General features: G+C 70.3%; 16 protein-coding genes and 1 other RNA gene. 11 read left to right on the top strand and 6 right to left on the bottom strand.

From position 1 onward, the window contains the following. Positions 1–13: 13 nt before the first annotated feature. Entirely contained in the window at positions 14–853 is an 840-nt protein-coding gene (locus tag ACFWCK_RS09100; protein WP_378805525.1) for an aldo/keto reductase, read from the bottom strand. Between the two features lie 144 nt (positions 854–997). Here ACFWCK_RS09100 and ACFWCK_RS09095 point away from each other — a divergent pair, with 144 nt between their 5' ends. Together ACFWCK_RS09095 and rnpB are read left to right on the top strand one after the other, a co-directional pair. Further along, complete coding sequence (locus ACFWCK_RS09095; protein WP_378805524.1) at positions 998–2,728, top strand: bifunctional 3'-5' exonuclease/DNA polymerase; 1,731 nt, start codon at positions 998–1,000, stop codon at positions 2,726–2,728. Between the two features lie 12 nt (positions 2,729–2,740). Further along, positions 2,741–3,112: RNase P RNA component class A (rnpB, locus tag ACFWCK_RS09090), an RNA gene on the top strand. 61 nt (positions 3,113–3,173) lie between these two features. Here rnpB and ppgK read toward each other — a convergent pair. Beyond that, entirely contained in the window at positions 3,174–3,917 is a 744-nt protein-coding gene (gene ppgK / locus ACFWCK_RS09085) for a polyphosphate--glucose phosphotransferase (RefSeq protein ID WP_378805523.1), read from the bottom strand. 65 nt (positions 3,918–3,982) lie between these two features. On the opposite strand from ppgK, the gene ACFWCK_RS09080 reads away from it, so the two are divergent. The 4 genes from ACFWCK_RS09080 to ACFWCK_RS09065 are packed head-to-tail and all read left to right on the top strand — an operon-like array spanning position 3,983 to position 9,494. Next, on the top strand, positions 3,983–4,186 hold the full coding sequence (locus ACFWCK_RS09080; RefSeq protein WP_378805522.1) for an SPOR domain-containing protein: 204 nt from the start codon (positions 3,983–3,985) through the stop codon (positions 4,184–4,186). Positions 4,187–4,191: 5 nt separating this feature from the next. Continuing rightward, positions 4,192–5,529, top strand: coding sequence for a glutamine synthetase family protein (locus ACFWCK_RS09075; protein WP_045270619.1), 1,338 nt, complete (start codon positions 4,192–4,194; stop codon positions 5,527–5,529). Between the two features lie 12 nt (positions 5,530–5,541). After that, positions 5,542–8,523, top strand: a complete 2,982-nt coding sequence (locus tag ACFWCK_RS09070) for a bifunctional [glutamine synthetase] adenylyltransferase/[glutamine synthetase]-adenylyl-L-tyrosine phosphorylase (RefSeq protein ID WP_378805521.1) — start codon at positions 5,542–5,544, stop codon at positions 8,521–8,523. A gap of 47 nt (positions 8,524–8,570) precedes the next feature. Further along, positions 8,571–9,494, top strand: coding sequence for a diacylglycerol/lipid kinase family protein (locus ACFWCK_RS09065; RefSeq protein ID WP_378805520.1), 924 nt, complete (start codon positions 8,571–8,573; stop codon positions 9,492–9,494). 56 nt (positions 9,495–9,550) lie between these two features. Here ACFWCK_RS09065 and ACFWCK_RS09060 read toward each other — a convergent pair whose 3' ends face one another. After that, positions 9,551–10,156, bottom strand: a complete 606-nt coding sequence (locus ACFWCK_RS09060) for a TetR/AcrR family transcriptional regulator (RefSeq protein ID WP_378805519.1) — start codon at positions 10,154–10,156, stop codon at positions 9,551–9,553. Between the two features lie 120 nt (positions 10,157–10,276). Between ACFWCK_RS09060 and ACFWCK_RS09055 the strand changes: the two genes are divergently transcribed. The 3 genes from ACFWCK_RS09055 to ACFWCK_RS09045 are packed head-to-tail and all read left to right on the top strand — an operon-like array spanning position 10,277 to position 15,062. Beyond that, positions 10,277–11,719, top strand: a complete 1,443-nt coding sequence (locus ACFWCK_RS09055) for an MFS transporter (RefSeq protein ID WP_378805518.1) — start codon at positions 10,277–10,279, stop codon at positions 11,717–11,719. Then, on the top strand, positions 11,716–12,657 hold the full coding sequence (locus tag ACFWCK_RS09050; RefSeq protein ID WP_378805517.1) for an alpha/beta hydrolase: 942 nt from the start codon (positions 11,716–11,718) through the stop codon (positions 12,655–12,657). Before ACFWCK_RS09055 ends, ACFWCK_RS09050 begins: the two co-directional genes overlap by 4 nt. A gap of 59 nt (positions 12,658–12,716) precedes the next feature. After that, positions 12,717–15,062 carry a family 78 glycoside hydrolase catalytic domain gene (locus tag ACFWCK_RS09045; protein ID WP_378805516.1) on the top strand — a complete coding sequence of 782 codons (2,346 nt, stop codon included), beginning with the start codon at positions 12,717–12,719 and terminating at the stop codon, positions 15,060–15,062. On the opposite strand, the gene ACFWCK_RS09040 is transcribed toward ACFWCK_RS09045, so the two are convergent. Both ACFWCK_RS09040 and glnA read right to left on the bottom strand, forming a co-directional pair. After that, entirely contained in the window at positions 15,059–15,259 is a 201-nt protein-coding gene (locus tag ACFWCK_RS09040; protein ID WP_378805515.1) for a hypothetical protein, read from the bottom strand. The genes ACFWCK_RS09045 and ACFWCK_RS09040 overlap by 4 nt on opposite strands. A gap of 55 nt (positions 15,260–15,314) precedes the next feature. After that, positions 15,315–16,739, bottom strand: a complete 1,425-nt coding sequence (glnA, locus tag ACFWCK_RS09035; RefSeq protein WP_378805514.1) for a type I glutamate--ammonia ligase — start codon at positions 16,737–16,739, stop codon at positions 15,315–15,317. A gap of 166 nt (positions 16,740–16,905) precedes the next feature. On the opposite strand from glnA, the gene ACFWCK_RS09030 reads away from it, so the two are divergent. Both ACFWCK_RS09030 and ACFWCK_RS09025 read left to right on the top strand, forming a co-directional pair. Beyond that, positions 16,906–17,334: an RDD family protein gene (locus ACFWCK_RS09030; RefSeq protein WP_378805513.1), complete on the top strand. Its 429-nt coding sequence runs from the start codon at positions 16,906–16,908 to the stop codon at positions 17,332–17,334. 37 nt (positions 17,335–17,371) lie between these two features. Then, positions 17,372–17,848, top strand: a complete 477-nt coding sequence (locus ACFWCK_RS09025) for a GNAT family N-acetyltransferase (protein ID WP_378805512.1) — start codon at positions 17,372–17,374, stop codon at positions 17,846–17,848. Positions 17,849–17,854: 6 nt separating this feature from the next. Here ACFWCK_RS09025 and ACFWCK_RS09020 read toward each other — a convergent pair whose 3' ends face one another. After that, positions 17,855–18,346: a RimK/LysX family protein gene (locus tag ACFWCK_RS09020; RefSeq protein ID WP_267920543.1), complete on the bottom strand. Its 492-nt coding sequence runs from the start codon at positions 18,344–18,346 to the stop codon at positions 17,855–17,857. Position 18,347 lies beyond the last annotated feature (1 nt).

The following is an 18,347-nucleotide window of genomic DNA, read 5'->3' as shown; positions in this document are numbered from 1 at the left end:
GGCCGCGAAGGCCTCAGAACTCCTCGTGCGTGGCGGGGTCCGCGCCCCACAGGCGCCCGTCCGGTGCACCGAGGCTCGTGATCGCGGCGATCTCGGCGGCGCTCAGCCGCACCTGAGCGGCGGCGAGGTTCAGGGCCTGGTGCTCGACGGTCGCGGCCTTGGGGATCGCGACGACCCCGCGTGCCGCGTGCCAGGCCAGCACGGCCTGCGCCGGCGTGATGCCGTGCGCGGTCGCAACGGTGCTGATCGCCGGATCCTCGAGCGCCTCGCCGGCGCGCCCGAGCGGGCTCCACGCCTCGGTGATGATGCCGTGGGCGCGGTGATAGGCGAGCGCCTCCTCCTGCGGGAAGCGCGGGTGCAGCTCGATCTGGTTGACGACGGGACGCACCCCCGTCGCGTCCTCGATGCGCTCCAGATGCTCGGGCAGGAAGTTCGAGACGCCGATCTGGCGCACCAGGCCCCGTTCACGCGCCTCGATGAGCGCCTGCCAGGCCTCGACATACGCGTCCACCCGTGGCAGCGGCCAGTGGATGAGGAACAGATCGATCGCCTCGACGCCGAGGCGGAACCGGCTCTCCTCGATCGCGTCGAGAGCCTTGGCGCGCGCGTGGTGGCGTCCGGCCAGCTTCGAGGTGACGATGAGCTCTGCGCGATCGACAGCAGCACCCGAGATGCCCCAGCCGACGGCACCCTCGTTCTCGTAGTTGAAGGCCGAGTCGATCAGCCGGTAGCCGTTCTCGATGCCGCTGCGGACCGCGTCCGCGCCGGCCTCTCCGCGGAAGCCGTAGGTGCCGAGGCCCTGGGCGGGCAGGGCGAATCCGTTGTGGGCGATGAAGGGGGACGCATCGGACATGGGGGACTCCTCTCCGGTGACTCCACGCTAACCGCCGTCGGGGTCCGGGTGCGCGGGTGCTGATACACGCCGACACACCGGGGATCCGGCCTGTCGCGTCGACGATGCCGTGCACGGTCGTTCCGAAGGCGTAGATTCGAAGACATGATCGAATCGGCGGTTCCGCACGCGGTCGTGCTGGGACGGTCCGCGCGACGCGACAGCTGGACGATGGTGCGGCTCGACGAGCGAGGCTCGGAGCTGGGCCGGAACGACGTCGCCGCAGCCGCGCTGAACGCCGAGGTCGCCGACCTCGAGGGAAGGGCTCATCCGCGCTGGGTGGTGCGGCATCTGCGCGAGGTGTATCCGCCGCTGCTCGCCGCCGGAGTCAGGATCCGCCGCGCGCACGATCTCCTGCTCTGTCACGCGATCCTTCGCGACACGGCGAGTCTCGCGGATCCAGTCCCACCCTCGTCGCGCTGGATCCGATCCGATCCGCTGGCGACGACGATCGCGATGCCCGCCCTGTTCGACCTGCACGAGGTCGCTCCGCCGGAATCCGGCGACCCGTTCGCGGAGGTCGACGAGCTCCTCGCCGAGTACGCACGCCAGCGTGCAGCTCTGGGGCGCGCACCGGACGGCCGCCTGGCCCTGCTGTGCGCCGCCGAGTCGACCGGGGCCCTGGTCGCGGAGGAGATGACGGCCGCCGGCCTGCCGTGGAGCACCGCGGTGCACGAAGGGCTGCTCGCCGACTCGCTCGGTCCGCGACCGGTGCTCGGCGCGCGGCCCGCGCGGATGGCCGAGCTCGCGGCCCTGATCGGCGAGACCCTGGAGGACGCCGCGGTCAACCCCGACAGTCCGCCCCGCCTGCTGAAGGCGCTGCGGCGGTCCGGGATCCTGGTCGAATCGACCTCGCGCTGGGAGCTCGGCGAGATCGAGCACCCCGTCGTCGAACCGCTGCTGGCCTACAAGAAGCTCGCGCGCCTGTACACGGCCAACGGCTGGGCCTGGCTTGCCGAGTGGGTGCACGAGGGACGCTTCCGACCCGTCTACCTCACCGGCGGCGTGGTCACGGGCCGCTGGGCGTCGAGCGGCGGCGGAGCGCTGCAGATACCGCGGAGCCTGCGCCCCGCGGTGCGCGCCGACGAGGGCTGGACGCTGATCTGCGCGGACGTGGCGCAGCTGGAGCCGCGGGTCCTCGCGGCGATGTCGAAGGACCGGGCGATGGCCGCGGCCGCGCGCGGCGCCGACCTGTACGAGGGCGTCGTGCGTTCGGGGGCGGTGCAGACGCGGCAGGAGGCGAAGTACGCCGTCCTCGGGGCCATGTACGGCGCCACCACGGGGCCCAGCGGTCAGCTCGGCCCACGGCTGCGCACCGTCTTCCCCCGGGCGATGGCGCTCGTGGACGGCGCGGCGAAGACGGGGGAGGGCGGGGGCGTCGTCTCGACGCTCCTCGGTCGCAGCTCGCCCCGACCGGATGCGCACTGGACCGCGGCGCAGTCGCGCGCGAGCGATCCCGACGCGGACGGGGCCGACGAGCGTCTGGCGCGCAGCAGAGCCAGGGACCGGGGCCGGTTCACGCGCAACTTCGTGGTGCAAGGCACCGCGGCGGAGTGGTCCCTGCTCTGGCTCGCCGAGATCCGGCACCGCCTGACCGCGCTGCCCGATGCCCCCGAGCCCGCGCCGGGGTCGGGGCCGGTGTTCTCCCGCCGCGCGCACCTGGCGTTCTTCCTGCATGACGAGGTGATCGTCCACGCGCCGCAGACGCAGGCCGACGAGGCCGCGCGCGTGGTGCAGGATGCGGCGGACGCGGCGACCCGCCGGCTGTTCCCCGGATTCGAGATCGACATCCCTCTCGACCTGCGGATCGCCGTGGATGCGGGCAAGGACTCCTAGACTGGATCCGAACGGGTCGGCTGGACGGTCGCGTGGCGGGAGACCGCACCGAGGAACGTCCGGGCTCCACAGGGCAGGGCGGTGGGTAACACCCACCCGGAGCAATCCGCGAGACAGTGCCACAGAGAGAAGACCGCCGCGGTCCGCAGGGCCGGGGTAAGGGTGAAAGGGTGGTGTAAGAGACCACCGGGGGCCGTGGTGACACGGCTCGCCAGGTAAACCTCGCCCGGAGCAAGGCCAGACAGGGGATGATGACGCGGCTCGCCGAGTCCCCGGGTAGGCCGCTGGAGCGGCGCGGCAACGCGTCGCCGAGAGAGATGACCGTCGAAGGGAACCCCGAGAGGGGCCCCGGCACAGAACCCGGCGTACAGGCCGGCCCGTTCCTCTCACGAAGAAGGCCCGGATCCGCAGCTCAGCGGATCCGGGCCTTTCGGCGTAGGGGAGGTCAGTCGCCGGCGAGCGAGGCCGCGCCGATGATGCCGGACGAGTTGCGATGGATCGCCGCGACGATCGGCGTCTTCAGCTCCAGCAGCGGGATGAACTTGTCCGGGTGCTTGGAGACGCCGCCGCCAACGACGAACAGGTCGGGGCTGAACAGGAACTCGACGTGCGAGAAGAAGTCCTGCAGGCGGGCAGACCACGCCTCCCAGCCCAGCTCGTCGCGCTCCATGGCCGAGTAGGCGGCCCACTTCTCGATCGACTCGCCGCGGAAGTTCAGGTGGCCGAGCTCGGTGTTCGGCACCAGCACTCCGTCGTACAGGAACGCGGATCCGATGCCGGTTCCCAGCGTCGCGAGGATCGTGAGCCCCCTGGCATCGCGCGCCGCGCCATGGCGGCTCTCGGCGACACCGGCGGCGTCCGCGTCGTTCACGAAGTGGATCTGGCGGCCCAGCCCGTCCTCGAAGAAGCGCTCGGCCTCGAAGCCGATCCACTCCTTGGAGATGTTCGCGGCGGAGAGGGTCTTGCCGTACTTGACGATCGCCGGGAAGGCCACGCCGAGGGGCAGGGTGGAATCCTGCACGCCCAGCGTCGTGAGCACCTCCTTGACGGCGACGAGGACGTCGGCCGGCGCCGCGCCCTTCGGGGTGGGGACCCGGATGCGGTCCGAGTCGAGGGTCCCGTGCTCGAGGTCGACGATCCCGGCCTTGATGCCGGTTCCGCCGATGTCCACGCCGATCGCTTTTGCCATGCGCAACAGCCTAGCGAGAGGCGGGCGCGCCAGTAGGATCGTGACAAAGCCCAGGAGGAGCAGCGATGTCCGGCGAGAGCAAGTACTGGTTCAACAGCAGCACCGGCGAGGTCGAGTACGGTCTGGAATCGCCGTCGATCGACCGGATCGGCCCGTTCGACACCGCCGAGGAGGCCGCTCGCGCCCCTGAGGTGCTCCAGGAGCGCGCCAAGGCGTGGGCCGACGAGGACGCAGCCGAGGACAACTGGGGCCCGGACGGCGCTCGATGAGCGGGATGGACAAGCAGCGCGACTTCGTCCTGCGCACCATCGAGGAGCGCGGCGTCAAGTTCATCCGCCTCTGGTTCACCGACGTGATCGGCACCCTGAAGTCGGTCGCGATCGCGCCGGCCGAGGTCGAGGGGGCGTTCGCGGAGGGCATCGGGTTCGACGGCTCCGCGATCGAGGGGCTCACCCGCACGTTCGAGTCGGACCTGCTGGCGCAGCCGGATCCGACGACCTTCCAGATCCTGCCGTGGCGCGGCGAGATCGACCCGACCGCGCGGATGTTCTGCGATCTGACCACCCCGGACGGGCGCCCGGCCGTCGCCGATCCGCGTCACGTGCTCAAGCGCACCCTCGCCAAGGCGGCCGACGCGGGCTTCACGTTCTACACGCACCCGGAGATCGAGTTCTACCTGCTGAAGTCGTCGCAGTTCGGCCCGGAGGGACCCGTTCCAGCGGACTCCGCGGGCTACTTCGACAACGTGCCGGGCGGCACGGCGCACGACTTCCGGCGCAGCGCCGTGCGGATGCTGGAGGACCTCGGCATCTCGGTGGAGTACAGCCACCACGAGGGCGGTCCCGGCCAGAACGAGATCGACCTGCGCTACGCGGACGCGCTCACCACCGCGGACAACATCATGACCTTCCGCACCGTGGTCAAGGAGGTCGCGATCGAGCAGGGCGTGTACGCGACGTTCATGCCGAAGCCGCTGAACAACCACCCCGGCAGCGGCATGCACACGCACCTGTCGCTCTTCGAGGGCGACCTGAACGCCTTCTACGAGGAGGGCGCGAGGTATCAGCTCTCCCGCACGGGGCGTCAGTTCATCGCCGGGCTCCTGCGGCACGCCAACGAGATCGCGGCCGTGACGAACCAGTTCGTGAACTCGTACAAGCGGCTCTGGGGCGGGGACGAGGCGCCGAGCTTCGTGACCTGGGGTCACGCCAACCGCTCCGCGCTCATCCGCGTGCCGATGTACAAGCCGAACAAGGGCCAGTCCACGCGCATCGAGTACCGCGCGCTGGATTCCGCCGCGAACCCCTATCTCGCGTACGCGCTCATGCTCGCCGCGGGGCTCAAGGGCATCGAGGAGGGCTACGAGCTGCCGCCGGAGGCCGAGGACAACGTGTGGTCGCTGAGCGACGCCGAGCGCCGCGCCCTGGGCTACGCGCCGCTGCCCGCCAGCCTCGACCACGCGCTCGAGCTCATGGAGGAATCGGAGCTCGTGGCCGAGACCCTCGGCGAGCAGGTGTTCACCTACGTGCTGCTGAACAAGCGCAAGGAGTGGGAGGCGTACCGCGGTCAGGTCACGCCGTTCGAGCTCAAGAGCAACCTCGAACTGCTCTGATCGGGGACCGCGGTGCCCCGGTTCGACGACTCGCTCTCCCTGTCCGCGCTCGCGCGGCTCGGCTTCGTCGGTCTGTCCGACGCGTCCGCGGGGCTGCATGAGATCGGTGAGATCACCGGCCTCGCGCCCTCGACGCTGATCGCGCCACTGCGCAGCGCGGATCCGGATGAAGCTCTGGCGGGGCTCATCCGGGTCGCCCGCCGGGACCCGTCCGCCGTCACGGCGGTGCTGTCCGATGAGGCGGCGCGTGCTCGCGCCTGGGCGGTCTTCGGCGCCTCGCCGGGACTCGGCCGCTTCTTCGAGCGCAGGCCGGAGGAGCTCGCGCTGCTGCGTGAGGATCGGTCGGTACTGCCGACTGCCGATCAGCTGCGAGACGTGCTCCTGTCGGCCGTGGACGCGGCGGACGGATTCGCCGCGACCGGAGACGCCACGGCCAGGATCCGGCTGCGTATCGCGTACCGGCGGGCGGTCGCGGGTATCGCCGCGTGGGATCTGACCGCGTCGGATCCTGTGACGGCGGTGGCGGCCGTCTCCGCGGCGCTCGCGGATGCCGCGTCCGCGGCGCTGGAGGCCGCGCTCGCGATCGCCCGCACCGCGGTCGCCGCCGACTCGGACGACGTGCGCCGGGAGGTCGCCCTGACGCGCCTGGCGATCATCGGGATGGGCAAGGCCGGCGCGCGCGAGCTGAACTACGTCAGTGACGTGGACGTGATCTACGTCGCCGGCACCGCGGACGAGGAGCGACTGAGCGAGCCCAGGGCGATCGATATCGCCACGCGCCTGGCGCGCGAGACGATGCAGGTCATCGACGGGATCGAGGCGGAGCCGCCGCTCTGGGAGGTCGATGCGGCATTGCGCCCCGAGGGCAAGCAGGGTGCGCTCGTGCGTTCCCTGAGCTCCCACGTCGCCTACTACGACCGCTGGGCCAAGAGCTGGGAATTCCAGGCTCTGCTCAAAGCGCGGGCGATCGCCGGCGACCCCGCGCTGGGCGCCGCGTACATCGAGGCCGTGCAGCCGAAGGTGTGGTCGAGCGCCGCCCGCGAGGACTTCGTCGGCAGTGTGCAGCGCATGCGCGAGCGCGTCACCGAGCACATCGCTGCGGAGGACGTGCCGTATCAGCTCAAGCTCGGGCCGGGCGGCCTGCGCGACATCGAGTTCACCGTGCAGCTGCTGCAGCTCGTGCACGGCCTCACGGATCCGCAGATCCGCACCAGGGGCACCCTGGAGTCGCTCGACGCGCTCGTCGCCGGCGGCTACATCGGCCGCGCCGAGGCCGGACTGTTCGCGCACGACTACCGGGTGCTGCGACTGATCGAGCACCGGCTGCAGCTGCGTGAGATGCAGCGCACCCACCTGGTGCCGCGCGAGGAGGAGGCGCTGCGTGTGCTGGGGCGTGCCACGGGCCTCGCCGAGACCGCCGACGGCATCAGGAAGGTGTGGGAGGACGTGCGCCGCGAGGTGCGGGACCTGCACACCCGGCTCTTCTATCGTCCGCTGCTGAGCGCGGTCGCCTCGCTGCCGGAGGAGGAGCGCACGCTCTCCACGGATCAGGCGCACGACCGTCTCGCGGCGATCGGCTTCCGCGATCCCGCAGGGGCGCTCCGCCACATCGGCGCGCTCACGACCGGGCTCAGCCGCAAGGCGACGATCCAGAAGCACCTCATGCCGGTCATGGTGCGCTGGTTCGCCGACGGCACGGATCCCGACTACGGCCTCATCGCGTTCCGGCGGATCAGCGAGCGACTCGGTGACACCCCGTGGTTCCTGCGGATGCTGCGCGACTCGTCGGGGGCCGCGGAACGGCTCACCCGGCTGCTGTCGTCGTCGCGGTACGTCGGCGAGCTGATGGAGTGGATTCCGGAGTCGGTCGCCTGGCTGGAGAGCACCGAGCAGCTGCGGCCGCGCGCGCGGCAGGCGCTCGACGAGGAGGCCAGGGCGATCCAGACCCGGCACGACACGATCCTCGACGCGATGCGCTCGGTGCGCGCACTGCGCCGCCGCGAGCTGCTGCGCACCGCCATGGGCGCCGTGCTGGACGTGCTGACGATCGACGACGTCGCCATGGCGCTCACGGCGATCACCGACGCCACGATCCAGGCCGCGCTGCGGGCCGTGCGCCGGGATGTGGTGCCCGACGAGGACGACGTCCTGGACTTCTCCGTCATCGGGATGGGACGCTTCGGCGGTGCGGAGCTCGGGTTCGGATCCGACGCGGATGTGCTGTTCGTGTACGACGCGAACGGCGTCGATCCGCAACGCGCTCAGCAGCTCGCGGCGCGCATCGTCGCCGGGCTCAGGGAGCATCTGACGGATCACCGGCTGCCCCTCGAGCTCGACGCCGATCTGCGCCCCGAGGGCCGCAACGGCCCGCTCGTGCGCACGCTCGACGCCTATGCGGCGTACTACCGCCGCTGGTCGCTGTCCTGGGAGGCGCAGGCGCTGCTGCGCGCCCGCGGCGTCGCGGGCAGCCACAAGCTCATCGAGCGCTTCCTCGAACTCGCCGACAGCGTGCGCTACCCGGAAGCGCTGGATCTCACGTCGCTGCGGGAGATCAAGCGGATCAAGGCGCGCGTCGAGGGCGAACGCCTGCCGCAGGGTGTCGATCCGCGTCGTCACCTCAAGCTCGGCCCCGGCACGCTCAGCGACGTGGAGTGGCTGATCCAGATCGTGCAGCTCCAGCACGCGCACGCCGTGCCGGCACTGCGGACGACCTCCACGCTCGCGGCGCTCGACGTCGCGATCGAGTCCGGTTTCGTGCCTGCCGCGGCGGGGGAGCGGCTGCGGGAGGCGTGGCGACTGTCCAGCAGGCTGCGGTCCGCGATGACGCTGCTCACCGGGCAGACGAAGGACGTGCTGCCGGCCGATCCCCGCGAGCTCGACGGCGTGGGCCGGATCCTCGGCTACCCCGACCGCTCGGCGGGCGCCGTCGAAGAGGAGTACCTGCGCGTCACGCGGCGGGCCAGAAAGGACTTCGAGACCCTGTTCTACGGCTGACGGGTGCCGCGCGCCGTGTTCGGACGCGGTGCGGCGAGGATGGTCTCATGACGATGATCGGCGTGGTCCGCAATCCGGTGAAGCTCGAATCGGAGGACGAGGTGCGCACGGCGGTCGCCGAGTGCATCCCAGACGCGGACATCCGGTTCTTCGAGACGACCGAGGACGATCCGGGACGGACGATGGCGCAGGAGGCGGTCGACGCCGGTTGCGAGCTCGTCTTCGCGGCGGGCGGGGATGGCACGGTCCGTGCGGTGGCCGAGGTGCTCGCCGGCACCGGCGCCGCGCTCGGGATCCTGCCGCAGGGCACCGGCAATCTGCTCGCGCGGAATCTGGGCGTGCCGCTGGACGGAGTGCAGGCCGCGGTCGCTCACGCGCTCGGCGCGGAGGCGCGCCGCATCGACGTCGGCACGATCGAGGTGACCGAGGGCGATGCTGCAGGGGAGCACATGTTCGTCGTGATGGCGGGCCTCGGCCTCGACGCGCGCATGCTCGAGGAGACCGACGACGAGCTCAAGGCGAAGGCCGGATGGCTGGCGTACGTGAAGGCGCTGGCCGCCGCGGCCGCCGGGACCGAGCTCGTGTCCGTCGAGCTCGCCCTCGACGACGAGAGCGCCGACCGGGCGCGGATCCACACCCTCATGATCGGCAACTGCGGCACGATCCAGGGCGGGATCACTCTGTTCCCGGACGCCGTGCCGGACGACGGGCAGCTGGATCTCCTTCTCGTCAGCGCGGAGGGCGTGGCGGACTGGTTCGAGACGGTGCGCACGGTGGTCTGGGACAACGGCCTGCGGCGGCTCCTGGGCGGCGAGACGACGAGCACGGACGTGGTGCGGCACGCCTCCGCGCAGCGCATCAGCGTCGAGCTGAGCCGACCGCAGCCGTTTCAGATCGACGGGGAAGAGCGTGGCCAGGTGCGCTCGTTCACGGCAGGCATCCGTCCCGGCGCCCTGCTGGTGCGCGCCTGAGCCTGATCGCCGCTGGCGGACCTCGGGCCGCTCGGGGCAGGCGCAGCGGTCGTGCCTCAGATCTCGACCGTCAGGAAGCGCTGGATCTCCTCGCGCACGAGCGCGACCATGTCCACGCCGTCCCGGTTCAGCAGCCACTGAGTCTGGACGCCGTCCGTCAGGGCGATGAGCGTGCGCGCGGCGGATTCCGGATCCACACCCGCCACCACGTCGCCACGCGCCTGCAGCGCGGTGAAGGTGTCGCGGAGGAAGGCGACGGCGAACTCGTAGCGCTCCCGCAGGTACTCGTGCAGCGGATGGTCGGAAGAAGTGGCCTCGGCTGCGAGCGTCACCTGGAGCTCGACCATCCGCTGTGCGCCCTGGTTGTAACGGGCCGCCTCGATCCAGTGCCGCAGCACTTCGAGGGGATTCTCCGATGACGACATCTGCCGGATCGCCTGCTCGTCCCGCCAGCCCAGCACCGCATGCAGGAGGTCGAGCTTGGTCGGGAAGTAGTGCCGCACACCGGCGTGGGTGAGCCCCGCCTTCGCGGCGACCTCGCGCAGGCCGCCGGTGCGGTAGCCCGCGGTCGCGAACACCTCGAGGGCGGCCTCCAGGATGGCCATACGACGCGCCTCGCCCTTCGGATAGCGCCGTGGAGCGGGGGAGGGATCGGTGGTCACGGATTCGAGGCTACCTCAGCGGATCCGGGTCATGGAAGAAAAACCACCCAACTGGATGGTTTTCTGTTAGTGTCGTCGCCAGTCGAGCCGATCGAGCTCGCACGATCCCCTGGAGCCACCATGGTCAACGCCGACCCGACGCTCGTCCCCGGCAACCCCGACACGCCGGATCCCGCTCCCGCGCCGGGGACTTCGGCGCTGTACCGGCGCGGGGCGCATTTCCGCCGCTATCGCGTGAGCTATCTGATGGCCGGGCTGTCGATCGCGGCGATCTGGGGTGCGGTGGGCGGCATCCTGCTTCCGCTGCATGTGCAGCAGATCGAGTTCGGACAGTTCTTCACCGGCGCGGACGCGGGCGCGGACCTGCAGTCCCTCACCGCCCTCAAGTACGCGGTGGATGCAGGGAGCACGGTTCCGACCGCGGACCAGGGGCGCCTGCTCGGTCTGCTCGCCGAGTTCGAATCGGCGCGGGCGCTCGGCCTGTCATCGATCGCCGTCGTGTCGTCGATCCTGACCATGCTCATCCAGCCCATTGCAGGCATCCTCTCGGATCGCACGCGCTCGCGCTGGGGACGGCGTGCTCCCTGGATCATCGCGGGCGCGGTGATCGGAGCCGCGCTGCTCGTGGCGATGTGGTTCTCACCGACGATCGGGCTGCTGCTGGTGACCTATTCCGTCGCCCAGCTGGGATTGAACCTCGCATCGGGGCCGCTGAATGCGACGGTGGCCGACAGGGTGCCGTCCGGACAGCGCGGGTCGATGTCGGCGTTGTCCGGGTTCTCCTCGCTCATCGGTGGGGCGATCGGCTCGATCGTGGCAGGAGCCCTGTTCGCGATCATCGGTCTCGATGCGTACTTCCCCTTCGTCGTGGCCGTGATCGTGTTCACCGTGCTCTTCGTCCTGCTCGCTCGAGATCGATCCTCCCGGGACCTCGTCGTACCCCCGATGACTCTCAGACAGGTGCTGGCCTCGTTCACGGTCGCGCTCAGGGACCGGGACTTCCGTTGGCTGTGGATCGCGAAGGTCGCGCTGCTGTTCGGCGGCGGAGTGTCCGGCGCGTTCGGCATCTACATGCTGCAGAGCTACATCCGGCCGGGGCTCTCTGCCGCCGAGGCCGCGCAGATCTCGCCCTTGCTCGCAATGGCGGGGATCCCCGGGACCGTGGTCGCGCTGCTCGTCGCCGGGTGGTGGTCGGACTGGGTCGGGCGCCGCAAGCCGTTCGTCATCGGCGCGACGTTCCTGATCGCCGGGTCGATGTTCATTCCGCTGCTCAGTCCGACCCTGCCCGCCCTGTTCATCCAGGGGGTCGTTGCGGGGGTGGGGGTCGGCACGTTCCTGACGGTCGACCAGGCCATGTTCATCGACCTGCTGCCGGACCGCGATGCCGCCGCCCGCGATCTCGGGGTCAGCACGCTGGGCGGCAACCTCGGGCAGGCGCTCGGCCCGCTGCTCGCGGGTGTGGTCGTCGCGGTGACGGGCGGCTACACGGCGCTCTGGATCGTAGCGATCATCATCGTGGTGGTGGCCGCACTGCTCGTCTTCCCGATCCGGCGGGTGCGATGAGCGGGCTCCGGCCTCCGCTGCGTCCCACCGTGGCGAACCAGCTGCTCGCACGGATGCTGCTGCGCACCGCAGCCCGGTTCATGCCGGAGGAGAGCACGACCAGCGAAGAGCTCATCGCGCTGGATCCGGAACTCGGGGCGGTGATCACGGAGGACGTCGCGGTGCCGGGTCCGCGCGGGCCGATCCCGGTGCGCCTCTACCGCCGGGACGACACGGAGCCGCGAGCGGGCTTCGTCTGGGTGCACGGCGGCGCCTGGATGTTCGGCACGCTCGACTCCCCGGAGGCGCACGCCGTCGCGATGTCGATCGCGGCGTGCGGGATCGCGGTCGCATCGGTCGACTACCGCAAGGCGCGCGGGCGCACGCGCTTCCCTGTCCTCTCCGACGACGTGCTTGCCGCCTGGCAGTGGGTGCATGCCCATGTCGATCGATGGGGAACGACGCAGGAGAGGCTGCACCTGGGAGGTGCGAGCGCGGGCGCGAATCTCGCCACGGGCGTGGTGCGGCGACTCGTCGCCGCGGGGGAGCAGCCGCCGACGACCCTGGTCGCTGCGTACCCCCTGCTGCACTTCGTCCTGCCCCCGCTTCCGGACGATCTCGTGGCGGCCCTCGAGAGCACGCCTCCGCCGTTCCGTTTCACCCCGCGCATGGTCAGCCTTCTGAACCTCAACTGGGCGGGCGTCCGATATCACGACGATCCGGTCGCCTTCCCGGCGCTCGGCCCCGTGGACCGCATGCCGCCCACGTTCGTGATGGACGCGGAGTCCGACGAACTGCGGGCATCGTCGGCGGCGTTCGCGGTGGCGCTGCGCGCGGCCGGCGTCGAGACCAGTTACGAGACCGTGCCGGAGACCTTTCATGGCTATCTGGCCCAACCGGGGACGCCAGGCGCCCAGGACGGCCTTCGCCGGATCGTCCAGTGGATCGACCAGCACTGATGACCCGCCCTGCACCGACCTCCGTCGGACGCGTCGAACGACCCACAGAAGGACAGCACATGACCACCCCACCCACCGCCCTCATGATCACGCCTGACCGGCCGATCGGTGGCGCCCCCTCCGTCCGCCGGGTGTTCGAGCTCGACAGGGAACACGGAGCGGTGCTGCGTGCCGACGTGCTCGCGACCGCGCTCGGCGTGTGCGAGGTGCGGGTGAACGGCATGCTCGTCTCGACCGACCTGCTGACGCCGGGCTGGAGCAGCTACGAGTGGCGGCTGCGGTACGCGCAGTGGGATGCGACACCCCTGATCGCCGAGCTGACGGAGGACCGGGCGGTGATCGAGGCGGTCATCGGATCGGGCTGGTACTCCGGGCATCTCGGATGGGACGGCAGCAGCGAGGCGTACGGCGCGGAGCGCGCTGCGCTCGTCGAACTGCGGATCCTGTTCGCGGACGGTCACGTCCAGACGGTCGGGACCGATGAGACCTGGACCTCGCTGCCCACCGAGACGACCGCCGATGACCTCTACGACGGGCAGCGGATCGATCGCCGCGTCGAGATGGGGGACCGCTTCACCGCGGCTCCGGTGCACGAAGAGGGCGGAGTGAGGGTCGTGCCCTTCGATGCCGCCCGCCTCACCGCGTACACCTCTCCGCCGGTACGCCGCCAGGAGGAGATCGTGCCGATCCGGGTCTGGCGGTCGCCGGCAGGCGCTCTGCTCGCGGACTTCGGGCAGAATCTCGTCGGATGGACCCGGCTGTCGGTGTGCGGGATCGCGGGCCAGGAGATCACCGTACGCCACGCCGAGGTGCTCGACGAGGAGGAGCTGGGCACCCGGCCGCTGCGTCGGGCGCGCGCGACCGACGTCTTCGTGCTATCCGGCGCCGACGACGTCTTCGAACCCACGCTCACGTTCCACGGATTCCGGTACGCGGAGGTCTCCGGATGGTCCGGGGCCGATGACGACCTCTTCGTGGCGCTCCGGGCGGTCGTGATCGGATCCGATCTGATCCGAACCGGAACCTTCTCCAGCTCGCATCCGCTCCTGAACCGCCTGCACGAGAACGTCGTCTGGGGCATGCGCGGCAACTTCGTGGACGTGCCCACCGACTGCCCGCAGCGGGATGAGCGGCTGGGGTGGACGGGCGACCTCGCCGCCTTCGCGGAGACCGCGGTCTACCTCTACGACACGGAGGCGTTCCTCGCCGACTGGCTGCGCGATCTCGCCGTCGAGCAGGAGCACGCCGACGGCCGCATCCCCATCGTCGTGCCGGACAACCTGAAGTACGAGGAGATCGGCGCGATGGCCGCGGCCATGGGGTCGAGCCTCGTCATCGCACTCTGGAACGATGCGGCGTGTTGGGTGCCCTGGGCGATGTATGAGGCCTACGGAGATGCGAGCGTGCTCGCGGACCAGTACGTCTCGATGGCAGGCCACGTCCGCCGTGTGGGCGCAGCGCTGTCTCCGCGGGGCCTGCTGGAAGGCGGCTTCCAGCTTGGCGACTGGCTGGATCCGACGGCGCCGCCGGACGCGCCGTACATGGCGAAGGCGGATCCCGCCGTCGTCGCGACCGCGTGCGTGCACCGTTCCGTCGTGATCGCGCGCGATGCCGCGCGCGTCCTCGGCCGGAACGATGACGCGGCGGAGTTCGACGCCTTGGCGACGCGCATCGGGGAGTCCTTCGTCGACCACTGGGTGAGCGATGGCCGGATCCACAGCGATGCGCCGACCGTGTACGCGCTTGCGATCGTCTTCGGGCTGGTGGACGGGGCCGACCGCGCCGCCGCGGGCGACCGGCTGGCGGAACTCGTGGCGGAGGCCGGGCATGTGATCACGACGGGTTTCGCCGGAACGCCGTTCATCCTCACGGCGCTGTCGGAGGCGGGCCACCTGGAGACCGCGTATCGACTGCTGCTGCAGGAGAAGTGCCCCTCATGGCTGTACCCGGTGACGATGGGTGCGACGACGGTGTGGGAGCGATGGGACTCGATGCTGCCGGACGGATCCATCAATCCGGGTGAGATGACGAGCTTCAACCACTACGCGTTCGGTGCGGTCGCGACCTGGCTGCATCGTGTCGTCGCGGGTCTTGCGCCCGCTGCGCCGGGCCACTCCTGCGTGCGCATCGCGCCGCGGCCCCCCGCGACCGGGCTGACCTTCGCCGAGACCGCGCTCGACTCGCGCCACGGAAGGATCGCGACCGGGTGGAGCCTGGATGACGGCGTGCTGCGGGTGGTGGCGGCGATTCCCGAGGGTGTGACCGCGGAGGTCTCTCTCCCGTCGGGCTTCGCGGCCGAGGTCGGTGCGGGCGTTCATGAGTGGAGCGAGCCGTTCCCCGGACTCGCGGCTCGGAGCGCTGCGCAAGTGCTGTCGGGGACTTCGGCGGCAGAGTCGGAGGCCTAGGCCCGCTCGTCGGCCGTTCTCGCATCCGCGGCGGGGAATCCCGAGAGGACGTGCAGGCCCAGGGTCCTGGCCGCTTCGATGACGACCAGGATCGTCAGCAGGATCCGCTTCAGGGTTCGGGCGACGGAGACGGCCCCCGGACGCCCGAAGATGAGTGCGCGCGTCGAGGCCGTCGAGCAGCGGGTCCGTCCGTGCACGGAGGAAGCCCGTCACGGCATGCCGTGACGGGCTACCTCCCAAGACTCTGCGGGCTCAGACGCCGTAGTAGAGCTCGTACTCGTACGGGTGCGGGCGCTGGGCCATCGGCAGGATCTCGTTGTTGTACTTGTAGGAGATCCAGGTCTCGATGAGCTCCTCGGTGAACACGCCGCCCTCGAGCAGGAAGGCGTGGTCGGCGCGGAGCGCCTCGAGCGAGTCCAGCAGGGAGTTCGGCACCTGCGGGATGTTCTTGGCCTCCTCCGGGGGGAGCTCGTAGAGGTCCTTGTCGATCGGCTCGAGCGGCTCGATGCGGTTGCGGATGCCGTCCAGGCCCGCCATGAGCTGCGCGGCGAAGGCGAGGTACGGGTTGCCCGAGGCGTCCGGAACGCGGAACTCGATGCGCTTGGCCTTCGGGTTGGAGCCCGTGAGCGGGATGCGGATCGCGGCCGAGCGGTTGCCGGCGGAGTAGGCCAAGTTGACCGGCGCCTCGAAGTGCTTCACCAGACGGTGGTAGCTGTTCAGGGTCGGGTTGGTGAAGGCGAGCACCGCGTGCGCGTGCTTGAGGAGGCCGCCGATGTACCACCGGGCGGTGTCGCTGAGCTGGCCGTAGCCGTTCTCGTCGAAGAACAGCGGCTTCCCGTCCAGCCAGAGCGACTGGTGGGTGTGCATGCCGGATCCGTTGTCGCCGAACAGCGGCTTCGGCATGAACGTGACCGTCTTGCCCCACTCCTCGGCGGTGTTCTTGATGATGTACTTGAACTTCAGGATGTCGTCGGCCGCGTGCACCATCGTGTCGAAGCGGTAGTTGATCTCCTGCTGACCGGCGGTGCCGACCTCGTGGTGCGAACGCTCCAGGTGGAAGCCCGAGTCGATCAGGTTCAGCGTCATGTCGTCGCGCAGGTCGGCGGTCTTGTCGACCGGCGCCACGGGGAAGTAGCCGCCCTTGAACGGCGTCTTGTTGCCGAGGTTGCCGCCCTCCTCCTCACGACCGCTGTTCCACGCGGCCTCCTCGGAGTCGACCTTGTAGAAGCTCTCGCCCGCGGTGACCGAGTAGCGCACGTCGTCGAAGATGTAGAACTCGGCCTCGGGGGCGAAGTAGGCGGTGTCGGCGATGCCGGTCGAGGCGAGGTACTTCTCGGCCTTCTTTGCGACCTGGCGCGGGTCCTTGCTGTAGATCTCGCCCGTGCGCGGGTTGTAGATGTCGAAGACCATGACGAGCGTGCTGGCCTCGCGGAAGGGGTCGACGTACGCCGTGGTCACGTCGGGGATGAGCTGCATGTCGGACTCGTGGATCGACGCGAAGCCGCGGATCGAGGAGCCGTCGAACAGCTGGCCGTTGGCGAAGAAGTCCTCGTCGACCGTCGCGGCGGGGATGTTGAAGTGCTGCTGCACACCGGGCAGGTCGGTGAAGCGGATGTCGAGGAACTTGACGTCGTTGTCGCGGATGTACGCGAGCACGTCGGCGGGGGTGGTGAACATGCATCAACTCCTGGAGGAACGGGTGCGGTCGAGCGACCTGCAAGCAGGTTACGAGCAGGGGATGACGCGGTCGTGTCTGGAATGTTTCCGGCGTGTTACGGGTCGGCGCTGCCTCGCTGGTGTCCTGAGGACGGATCCGGGATCGCGTCTCGCCTAGGCTGGAGGGATGTCCGACACCGCCCAGACCTACCCCGGCGAACGCCTCGGCCTCCCCAAGACCGGCACCGGCAGCGTCGGACGGATCGGCCGGCGCATCGCGGCTCTCGCGATCGACTACGCGGCGGCGTCGATCATCGCCAGTGCGTTCCTCGGGTTCCAGCAGTTCGCGTTCCCCAAGGAGGCGGGCATCACGCAGTTCGCGCCGATGATCGTGTTCGCGGTGCTCCAGATCGTGTTCATCCCCACCATCGGCGGCAGCCCGGGGCATCGCATCGTGGGTCTGCGCCTGGTCATGGCGAACGGCGCCTGGGTGGGTCTCTGGCGCCCGATCGTGCGCACGCTGCTGCTCGTCTTCGTCATCCCGGCGGTGATCTTCGACGCCGACAAGCGCGGGCTGCACGACAAGGCCGTCGGCACGGTGCTCATCCGGGCCTGATCCTCCGCGGGACCCGAGGACATGCGAGGATGCCGGCATGCCTGCCGTGACCGTCCGCCGCATGACCGCCGCCGAGTGCGAGCTCTGGCTCGACGAACTCGCGAACGAGTACGCGCAGGAGCAGGTGCATTCCGGGCGCTGGGCATCCGCCGGCGCGGTCGAGCGTGCCAGGGCGGAGAACGCCGAGCTGCTGCCCGACGGCGCTGACACGGAGCGCATGCTGGTGCTGCGCGGCGTCGATGAAGCGGGCGCGCCGATCGGGCGGGCCTGGATCGCGCTGGATCACCCGAGGGGCGCCCCCGGCGTGGCCTTCCTCTACGACATCGAGGTGCTCGAGGAACGCCGCGGTGAGGGCCTCGGGCGTGCCCTGCTGAACGCGGTCGAGGCCGAGGCGCTGGCGCACGGCGCGCAGGCGCTCGAGCTGAACGTCTTCGGTGGCAACCGCACAGCGATCGCGCTCTACGGATCCGAGGGCTACGAGGTGATCACGCAGCAGATGCGCAAGGCCCTGTAGGAGGGCTCAGGCGGCGGTGTGGCCGCGGTTGAGGCGGCGGAACGTCTTCGGGGCCTTGCCTCCGAGGAAGGAGCGCGCAGGCTCGATCGTGAAGCCCTGGCGCAGCGCCTCTCGGCCGATCAGCATCCGGAACCCCATCTCGCTGCGGTTGCTCAGGGTGACCTCGGCGGTCACGCGCCGCCCCACCAGCACCATGTCCAGCAGCACGACCAGACGGCTCTGGGCATGCCCGGAGGACGACCGCACATCGCGGCGGTCGAACACCGGCAGCTCCACGGGGACGAGTTCGTGCGCGCCCTGCCACGGGCGCACGTCGAAGCGCACCCACGGGACGCCGTCGCGCTCGAACTCGCGGATGTGCTGCGCGTGCAGCGAGGAGCTGCGCGCTCCGGTGTCCACCTTCGCCTTGATCCAGGGGATCCCGACGTCGGGGAGGGACACCCACTCCCGCCACCCGATAAGGGTGCTTGAATGAGTAGGTCGGTCCACAACACACATC

The sequence above is a fragment of the Microbacterium sp. NPDC060117 genome, assembly GCF_042729315.1.
Lineage (GTDB): Bacteria > Actinomycetota > Actinomycetes > Actinomycetales > Microbacteriaceae > Microbacterium.
This window is presented reverse-complemented; position numbering and strand designations above follow the sequence as displayed.